The sequence below is a fragment of the Acidiplasma sp. MBA-1 genome (genome assembly GCF_000949015.1).
Taxonomy (GTDB): Archaea; Thermoplasmatota; Thermoplasmata; order Thermoplasmatales; family Thermoplasmataceae; genus Acidiplasma; species Acidiplasma aeolicum.
This window is the reverse complement of record NZ_JYHS01000008.1, coordinates 1-1,097: the sequence shown is the minus strand read 5'-3', so window position 1 is coordinate 1,097 and position 1,097 is coordinate 1. Positions and strand designations below refer to the sequence as shown.

The window sequence follows — 1,097 nt, the reverse complement described above, 5'->3', positions numbered from 1 at the left end:
TTGCCATACATTTGTCGCTGTATAGCATAAGGTGACTATAAGCACCATCCATAAACAATGTATATAGATTTAATTAAAGTTATTTGTCTTTAACTTCTGTTACTTCTGTTATAAAAATATATAATTATAATAATTAAAGACATAATAGCAACTGCTCCTGATATTATTATAGATTTTGTTACAAATCAATATACCAGAAAGAAAGCCACTGAGTTTATTATGAATTTCTGGAATTTAAATACAAATATTCAATAAATAATATTTTTTGAAACATTTTTAGAACTAAATATTTATATATTATATACACATATACATAAATATGGGGTTTGTAAATATAATAATTCATGATGAAACAAGAGAAAAATTAAACAAATTAAAATCTACTCCGAGAGAAAGCTATAATGATGTTATAGTAAAATTAATAAATGAACATGATAGAAGCAAGGAAGAATAAAATAAAAGATTCGTTGAATAAAACCAAAATTAAAAGAAAATCTCAATCAGCAGTAATTATAAAAACAAAGATAGACAGTGATAGGCTAAATACCAACACATCAAGGATATTAAGGAGAATATTTTTGGAGGCTAAATGGTTATACAATTATATTATAAATAAGGAATTTAACAGTGATATTTTTAATATGGATTATAAGGTAAATAAAGTACCAGTGTATGTAAAGGACCATTATGAAATAAGGGATTTAAAATATTTATCATCACAGATGAGGGAAGAAATTATTGATAGAACCATGGATAATATTAAAGGATTATCAAAATTAAAGGAAAATGGATATAAAACAGGGAAATTAAAATTTAAAAAATATATAACATCAATACCATTGAAACAGTATAACAATACATATAAAATAATAAACAACAATTATATTAAAATACAGGGAATAAAGCAGAAATTAAAGGTAAATGGATTATATAATTTAAATATATTAGAACCGGCAAATGCATTGTTAATAAATAAAAACAATAATTATTATATTTACATAACAGCATATAAAAATAAGTATATCATGGAGAAGCCCATTAATAATCAAAAAATAGTATTAGTTGATTTGGGAATTAAAAATCAATTAACATTGTCC

The 1,097-nt window shown here is 22.7% G+C and carries 1 protein-coding gene and 1 pseudogene; both read left to right on the top strand.

The genetic code is table 11. The features are described from left to right. The first annotated feature begins 319 nt into the window (after positions 1-319). Complete coding sequence (locus tag TZ01_RS09665; RefSeq protein WP_156150363.1) at positions 320-454, top strand: antitoxin VapB family protein; 135 nt, start codon at positions 320-322, stop codon at positions 452-454. After that, positions 426-1,097 (top strand): annotated as a pseudogene (locus TZ01_RS09075) (RNA-guided endonuclease TnpB family protein); the annotation flags it as partial. The gene TZ01_RS09665 and the pseudogene TZ01_RS09075, both read left to right, overlap by 29 nt.

Excerpts from the sequence above, each read along its gene's own strand:
- TZ01_RS09665 (WP_156150363.1), top strand. The coding sequence starts at position 320 with ATGGGGTTTGTAAATATAATAATTCATGATGAAACAAGAGAAAAATTA.